Below are 7335 nucleotides of genomic sequence, written 5' to 3'. Positions count from 1 at the left end.
CAGCCCGGGCCGACGACGGCCCCCTTCTCGACGTAGGTGCCCGTGCCCACGGGGACGGACTCGGGCACGCGGGCGTGGGGGGCGCCGAGGCCCGCGCGCCGGGGGGGCCCGACGGCGTTTGTGAGGAGCGGTGACCAACGCCCGTCAGGAGCGGGCGACGGCAGGCGGTCGTACGGTCGGCACACGGCCGGATCGAGGGGAAGGACTTCCATGGGACGGCTTTTCGGCACCGACGGGGTGCGCGGTCTCGCGAACGGCAACGTGACGGGCGAGCTCGCGCTCGACCTCGGTGTCGCGGCGGCGCGCGTGCTCGCGAGCGGGCAGGAGGAGGGGCACCGGCCGCGCGCGGTCGTCGGCCGGGACACGCGCGTGTCCGGCGAGTTCCTCGGTGCGGCGCTCAACGCCGGCCTCGCGAGCGCTGGCGTCGACGTCAAGGACGTGGGAGTCCTGCCGACGCCGGCGGTCGCCTACCTGACGAGCACCATGGACGTCGACTTCGGCGTCGTGATCTCGGCGTCCCACAACCCGATGCAGGACAACGGGATCAAGTTCCTCGCGCGCGGCGGCGTCAAGCTCGACGACGCGGTCGAGGACCGCATCGAGAGCCTGCTCGGGCAGGAGTGGGAGCGCCCGACGCACGGCACCGTCGGGCGGATCTCGTCCGACTCGGGGCGCGCCGGCGGCGCGTACGTCGAGCACCTCATGGCGAGCATCGGGGCGGACGAGGACCACAAGCCGCTCGCGGGCCTGCGGATCGCGGTCGACTGCGCCAACGGCGCCGCGAGCGACGTCGGCCCCGTGGCGCTGCGCGCGTCCGGCGCGGACGTCGTCGTCATCAACGCCAGCCCCGACGGCCGCAACATCAACGCGGCGTGCGGCTCGAACCACCCCGAGCAGCTCCAGGCCGTCGTCGTCGCGTCGGAGGCCGACTTCGGCGTCGCGTTCGACGGCGACGCCGACCGCTGCATCGCCGTCGACCACGGCGGGACCGTCGTGGACGGCGACCAGATCATGGGCGTCCTCGCCCTCGCGCTCAAGGACGAGGGCGCGCTCCCGCACGACACGCTCGTCGTGACGGTCATGAGCAACCTCGGCCTCCTGCTCGCGATGCGCGACGCCGGCATCACCACGGTCCAGACGGCCGTCGGCGACCGGTACGTGCTCGAGGAGATGCGCGCCCACGGGTACGGGCTCGGCGGCGAGCAGTCGGGGCACATCGTCATGTCGCGCTACGCGACGACGGGCGACGGCGTGCTCACCGCCCTCCAGCTCGCGTCGCGCGTGCGCGTCACGGGCCAGAAGCTCGCCGACCTCGCGGGCGTCGTGCAGCGCCTCCCGCAGACGCTCGTCAACGTCCCCGGCGTGGACAAGACGCGCGCGTCCACCGACGAGGCGCTCCTCGCGGCGGTCGCCGCGGCGGAGCGGACCCTCGGCGAGACGGGCCGCGTGCTGCTGCGCCCGTCCGGCACCGAGCCGCTCGTGCGCGTCATGGTCGAGGCAGCCACCCAGCAGCAGGCGGACGCGGTCGCGGCCGAGCTCGCGGGCGTCGTGCGCGACCGGCTCGCGCTGTGAGCGCGGCCGGGCGGACGACGGGGCGCGAGGCCGGCGCGGGCGTGCGCCACGGCGTCGACGAGGGCCTGCGCGACCACGTGCGCGCGCTCCTGGACACCTACGACGACGGCGTGCTGCCCATCGTGCAGGCCGGGCACCCGGTGCTGCGCACGCCCGCGGTCCCGTACGCGGGCCAGCTCGGCGACGTGCTGCCCCGCTTCCTGGAGGCGATGCGCGCGACCATGCACGCGGCGCCGGGCGTGGGCCTCGCCGCGCCACAGGTCGGGATCGGCCTGGCGCTCGCCGTCGTCGAGGACCCGGGGTCCCCGGACGCCGACGACGAGCGCGAGCGACCCCCGCTCGCGTACCGCGTGCTCGTCAACCCCCGGTACGAGGCCGTGGGCCACGAGACCCGGACCTTCTTCGAGGGCTGCCTGTCCGTGCACGGCTGGCAGGCGGAGCGCACGCGCGCCCGCACCGTGCGGCTCACGGGCCAGGACGGGGCGGGCAGGCCGTTCGACGACGTGCTGACCGGTTGGCCGGCACGCATCGTGCAGCACGAGACGGACCACCTGCGCGGTGAGCTCTACGTCGACGCCGCCGACCTGCGGACCCTCGCGTCGACGCTCGGCGTGGCACGTCTGCCCGGCGACGTGCGGTAGGTGCCCGGGCGGTCGCGCAGCGCTGGTCCTGACGACGTACGCCCCCCGGAGGAAAGTCGTCCGTCCGGATGACGACGCCGCACCGGCTGCGGGAGAAGACTCGTCGTCGTGCGCGGCGCTGCCGGGCGGGAATCCCCGGGGGTGAACCGGGGGTTTCCCTGATGGTCGACGTCGTCGCGCTCCGTAGGCTTGTCGTGGTGCAGGACGCCCGACCTGCCGCCGCCGCCCGCCTGGCCTCCCCGCCAGCCGACGAACGAGGACGCCGTTGCCCGACGCCGTGTCGACCTTCCTGGAGAACCTGGAGACCTGGGTCCTCGCCCTCGCGGCGTCCGCGTGGATCTATCCCGCGCTGTTCGGCTTCGCGACGATCGACGGGTTCTTCCCGCCGATCCCCAGCGAGTCCGTGGTCATCACGCTCGCCGTGTCCGCGCACGCCACGGGTGAGCCGAACCTCCTCCTCGTGCTGCTCGTCGCGGCGCTCGGGGCGTGGACCGGCGACCAGATCGCGTTCGCGATCGGTCGGGCGATCGGCACGGATCGGGTCCGCCTCCTCCGCACGGTCCGGGGTCGCAAGGCCGTCGCGTGGGCGGAACGCGCCCTCGCGCACCGCGGCGCGTCGTTCATCCTCGCCGCGCGCTACATCCCGGTGGGGCGCGTCGCGGTGAACATGACCGCCGGGGCGGTCGGCTACCCGCGGCGCCGCTTCATGGCGTTCTCCGGCATCGCAGCCGTGACGTGGTCGCTGTACTCGGTGCTCATCGGCCTCGTGGCCGCGCAGTGGCTGGGCCACGAGCCGCTCCTCGCGATGGTCGTGGGCGTCGTGCTCGGCATCGCGACCGGCTTCGTCATCGACCGGGTCCTCATGATGCGCGCGCGCCGGCGCGGCGAGCTCCCCGTGGACGTCCCCGCGGCCCCCGCGGCGGGCGACGACGCCGTCGCGCGCGACGAGCCCGGCACGTCCGGCCCCCAGGGCGCGTCCCCGGCGCCCGCCGATCCCGGCCGGGCCGACGACGACGCGCCGGCCGGGGCGTCGACGCCCGGCGCGTCGCCGTCGAGCAGCACGGGCGCGGCGCCGCGCGCGTCCTGACCGCTGCCTCAGAGCTTGCGCAGGCGCACGCGCTGGACCGAGTGGTCCGGGCCCTTCGTGAGGACGAGCGTCGCGCGGCCGCGCGTCGGCAGGATGTTCTGCTCGAGGTTCGGCGCGTTGATCGCGTCCCAGATCGACCGCGCGCGCTCGACCGCCTGCTCGTCCGTGAGGTCCGCGTAGCGGCGGAAGTAGGACTCGGGGCGCGCGAACGCGGTGCGGCGCAGCGCGAGGAACCGGTCGACGTACCACTGCCGGATGTTGCGCGTGCGCGCGTCGACGTAGATGGAGAAGTCGAAGAAGTCGCTGACGGCGACGGTCGTCTCGTCGTGCGCGCTGGGCCGGGCGGGCTGCAGCACGTTGAGCCCCTCGACGACGAGGACGTCGGGCTTGCGGACCACGGCCTCCGCGCCAGGCACGATGTCGTAGGTGAGGTGGTCGTAGACGGGTGCGCGGACCTCGGCGTGGCCCGCCTTGACCTTGGACAGGAAGCGGATGAGCGCGCGCCGGTCGTACGACTCGGGGAAGCCCTTGCGCTCCATGAGGCCGCGGCGCGCGAGCTCGGCGTTGGGGTAGAGGAAGCCGTCGGTCGTGATGAGCTCGACGTGCGGCGTCTCGGGCCAGCGCGCGAGCATCTCGCGCAGCACGCGCGCCGTCGTGGACTTGCCCACCGCGACCGAGCCCGCGACCCCGATGACGTAGGGCGTGTTGCCCGTGTCCTCGCGCAGGAACGTCGACGTCGCCTCGTGCAGGCCGGACGTCGCGGTCACGTAGAGGTTGAGCAGCCGCGACAGCGGCCGGTACACGGCGTCGACCTCCGCGAGGTCGATCGGGTCGCCGAGGCCGCGCAGCCGGGCGACGTCCTCGTCGGTCAGGGGCAGCGGCGTCGACTCCGACAGCCGGCTCCACGCCGCGCGGTCGAGGTCCACGTACGGGGAGGAGGACGGTGCCGCGAGGTGGGCCGGGAGCAGGTCGGACGGGTCGTCGGCGGGGGAGGACACCCGCCTGATTCTGCCGGATGCGTGCGGGTGGACGTGCACGCGCGCCACCCCGGGCTCCGCCGCGCGGTCGAGCGCGCGGTCCGGCACGCTCATCCGCGCCCGCCCCGCGCCGTCGTCGTGCGCCGCGCGGGCCGGGGCTCGGGGGTGGGGCCGAGGCCCGGGAGCGCGACGTCCGCCAGTCGCGCCACGAGCGCGAGCGCGTCCTCGGGGGCGTGGGCGTCGACGTCGTTGTCGAGGTAGACCTCGACGTCGTGCCCGGCGTCGTGCCACGACCGCACGCGCTCGGCCCACGCGTCGAGCACGTGCGGCCGGTACCCGCTCGTGTAGAGCTCCTGGTCGCCGTGGAGGCGCACGTACACCAGCGGGCTCGTCACGGCGTCGACGAGCGGCCAGGTCCCCGCGCCGTCGGAGATCGCGAACGCGACCCCGTGCGCGCGCAGGAGGTCGAGCGCCGCGTCGTCGGCGAAGGACGCGTGCCGCGGCTCGAGCGCGTGGACGAGCGGGCGGTCGTCGTCGACCTCGGTCCACGCCGGCGCGCGCAGACGGTCGTCGTGCTCGCGCGCGAGGCGCGCCGCCTGCACGGTCGTGCGCGGCAGGAGCGCGAGGAAGTCGTCGAGCGTCGCGGCGTCGAACGCCGTGCGCGCCGGGAGCTGCCACAGCACCGGACCGAGCCGGTCGCCGAGGGCGAGGACCCCGCTCGCGAAGAAGTTGGCCAGCGGTGTGCGCACGTCCCGCAGCCGCTTCATGTGGGTGACGAAGCGCGGGCCCTTGACCGCGAACGTGAACCCCTCGGGCGTCTGCTCGCGCCACGCGACGAACGACGACGGCCGCTGCATCGAGTAGAAGGTGCCGTTGAGCTCGACGGCCGGGAACAGCGACGCGACGTGCTCGAGCTCGCGACGTTGCGGCAGGCCGCGGGGGTAGAAACGGCCGCGCCAGTCGGCGTAGCGCCACCCCGAGAGGCCGATCCGGACGCTGGGCATGGGACCCACCCTCGCCGCCGCGCGAGCCGCTCGCGCGCCGAGCGTCGGTTAGGCAGCGAACCGTACGAAAAACCGCGGGATCGTGCCGCTCCGAAGGGTGCCGGGTCCGTGGCTAGACTCGATCACCATGTGCGGAATCGTGGGCTACGTGGGCCCTGGAACCATGGTCGGAGAGGCCTCGGGGCGACCCCTCGACGTCGCTCTCGAAGGACTCGGACGGCTCGAGTACCGCGGCTACGACTCGGCCGGCGTCGCGCTCGTCGCGCCGGGGGTCGACGCCGTCGCGTTCGCGAAGAAGTCGGGCAAGCTCGCGAACCTCGTGGAGGAGATCGACCTCCACCCCCTGCCCGCAGCCACCGCGTCGATCGGGCACACCCGGTGGGCGACGCACGGTGGTCCGACGGACACCAACGCCCACCCCCACCTCGCGGACGACGACCGCCTCGCGGTGATCCACAACGGGATCGTCGAGAACTTCGCGACCCTCAAGAGCGAGCTGCTCGCCGAGGGCGTGCAGTTCCGGTCCGAGACGGACACCGAGGTCGCGGCGCAGCTCCTGGCGCGCGCGTACCGCCAGACGAAGGACCTCACGCTCGCGATGGGTCAGGTCGCGCGCCGGCTCGAGGGCACGTTCACGCTCCTCGCCGTGCACGCCGACGCACCGGACACGGTCGTGGGCGCGCGGCACGACTCGCCGCTCGTCGTCGGGCTCGGCGAGGGCGAGAACTTCCTCGGCTCCGACGTCGCGGCGTTCATCTCCCACACCAAGGAGGCGCTCGAGCTCGGCCAGGACCAGATCGTCACGATCACGCCGACGTCCGTCGAGGTGACGGACTTCGACGGCAACCCGGCCGAGGCCAAGCGCTACACGGTCGACTGGGACGCGGCCGCCGCGGAGAAGGGCGGCTTCTCGTCCTTCATGGACAAGGAGATCCACGACCAGCCGCACGCGGTGGCCGACACGCTGCTCGGCCGCACGGACCCGTCGGGCAAGCTCGTGCTCGACGACCTGCGCATCGACGAGGCCGTGCTGCGGTCGGTCGACAAGATCATCGTCGTGGCGTGCGGCACGGCGGCCTACTCGGGCCACGTCGCGAAGTACGCGATCGAGCACTGGTGCCGCATCCCCGTCGAGGTCGAGCTCGCGCACGAGTTCCGCTACCGCGACCCGATCGTCGACGAGAAGACGCTCGTCGTCGCCGTGACGCAGTCCGGCGAGACGATGGACACGCTCATGGCCGTGCGCCACGCGCGCGAGCAGGGCGCCAAGGTCATCTCGATCGTCAACACGCACGGGTCGACGATCCCGCGCGAGTCGGACGCCGTGCTCTACACGCACGCCGGCCCGGAGATCGCGGTCGCCTCGACCAAGGCGTTCCTCTCGCAGATCACCGCCGCGTACCTCCTGGGCCTCTACCTCGCGCAGCTGCGCGGGAACAAGTTCCCCGACGAGATCTCGGCCATCCTCGAGGACCTGCGCGACATGCCGCGCAAGATCCAGACGGTCATCGAGCGCGGCGAGTACGTGCGCGCGACCGCCCGGTCGATGAAGGACGCGACGTCGGTGCTGTTCCTCGGGCGCCACGTCGGGTTCCCCGTCGCGCTGGAGGGCGCGCTCAAGCTCAAGGAGCTCGCGTACATCCACGCGGAGGGCTTCGCGGCGGGCGAGCTCAAGCACGGGCCGATCGCGCTCATCGACGAGGGCCAGCCGGTGTTCGTCGTCGTGCCGTCGCCGAAGGGCCGCGAGGGCCTGCACTCCAAGGTCATCTCGAACATCCAGGAGATCCGGGCCCGCGGCGCCCGCACGCTCGTCATCGCGGAGGACGGGGACGACGCCGTGCGCCCCTACGCGGACGAGATCTTCTGGGTCCCGGAGTCGCCGACGCTGCTCTCGCCGCTGCTGGCGGTCGTGCCGCTGCAGATCTTCGCGATGGCGCTCGCGACGGCCAAGGGCCTCGACGTCGACCAGCCGCGCAACCTCGCGAAGTCGGTCACGGTCGAGTAACCCCTCACCGCCGAGCATGTGGTTGTGGCCCGTCCGGACGTCCGGACGG

7 protein-coding genes are annotated in these 7335 nt (G+C 73.7%); 4 read left to right on the top strand and 3 right to left on the bottom strand.

All coding sequences use genetic code 11. The annotated features are described in order from the left end of the window. Positions 1-212 (bottom strand): hypothetical protein (locus tag GYH36_RS19395; protein ID WP_376739840.1); only part of this gene is annotated, 212 nt, incomplete at its 3' end. On the opposite strand from GYH36_RS19395, the gene glmM reads away from it, so the two are divergent. From glmM to GYH36_RS18535, 3 genes are all read left to right on the top strand, one after another. After that, the gene (gene glmM / locus GYH36_RS18545) at positions 211-1572 is read left to right on the top strand and encodes a phosphoglucosamine mutase (RefSeq protein WP_162290618.1); all 1362 of its coding nucleotides are present in this window, start codon (positions 211-213) and stop codon (positions 1570-1572) included. The two genes, GYH36_RS19395 and glmM, sit on opposite strands and share 2 nt — an antisense overlap. Continuing rightward, the gene (locus GYH36_RS18540; RefSeq protein WP_312028712.1) at positions 1569-2213 is read left to right on the top strand and encodes a peptide deformylase; all 645 of its coding nucleotides are present in this window, start codon (positions 1569-1571) and stop codon (positions 2211-2213) included. Before glmM ends, GYH36_RS18540 begins: the two co-directional genes overlap by 4 nt. A 265-nt stretch (positions 2214-2478) precedes the next feature. After that, positions 2479-3300 carry a DedA family protein gene (locus GYH36_RS18535; RefSeq protein ID WP_162290617.1) on the top strand — a complete coding sequence of 274 codons (822 nt, stop codon included), beginning with the start codon at positions 2479-2481 and terminating at the stop codon, positions 3298-3300. An 8-nt stretch (positions 3301-3308) separates the two neighbouring features. On the opposite strand, the gene coaA is transcribed toward GYH36_RS18535, so the two are convergent. Next, the gene (coaA, locus tag GYH36_RS18530; protein ID WP_312028711.1) at positions 3309-4298 is read right to left on the bottom strand and encodes a type I pantothenate kinase; all 990 of its coding nucleotides are present in this window, start codon (positions 4296-4298) and stop codon (positions 3309-3311) included. 89 nt (positions 4299-4387) lie between these two features. Then, positions 4388-5281 carry a DUF72 domain-containing protein gene (locus tag GYH36_RS18525; protein ID WP_024840342.1) on the bottom strand — a complete coding sequence of 298 codons (894 nt, stop codon included), beginning with the start codon at positions 5279-5281 and terminating at the stop codon, positions 4388-4390. 127 nt (positions 5282-5408) lie between these two features. Between GYH36_RS18525 and glmS the strand changes: the two genes are divergently transcribed. Then, on the top strand, positions 5409-7286 hold the full coding sequence (gene glmS, locus GYH36_RS18520) for a glutamine--fructose-6-phosphate transaminase (isomerizing) (protein WP_024840343.1): 1878 nt from the start codon (positions 5409-5411) through the stop codon (positions 7284-7286). Positions 7287-7335 lie beyond the last annotated feature (49 nt).

The organism is Cellulosimicrobium composti (genome assembly GCF_010287905.1).
GTDB classification, from domain to species: Bacteria; Actinomycetota; Actinomycetes; order Actinomycetales; family Cellulomonadaceae; genus Cellulosimicrobium; species Cellulosimicrobium composti.
Note: the sequence above shows the minus strand (reverse complement) of the source record. Positions and strands in the feature narration are given on the sequence as shown.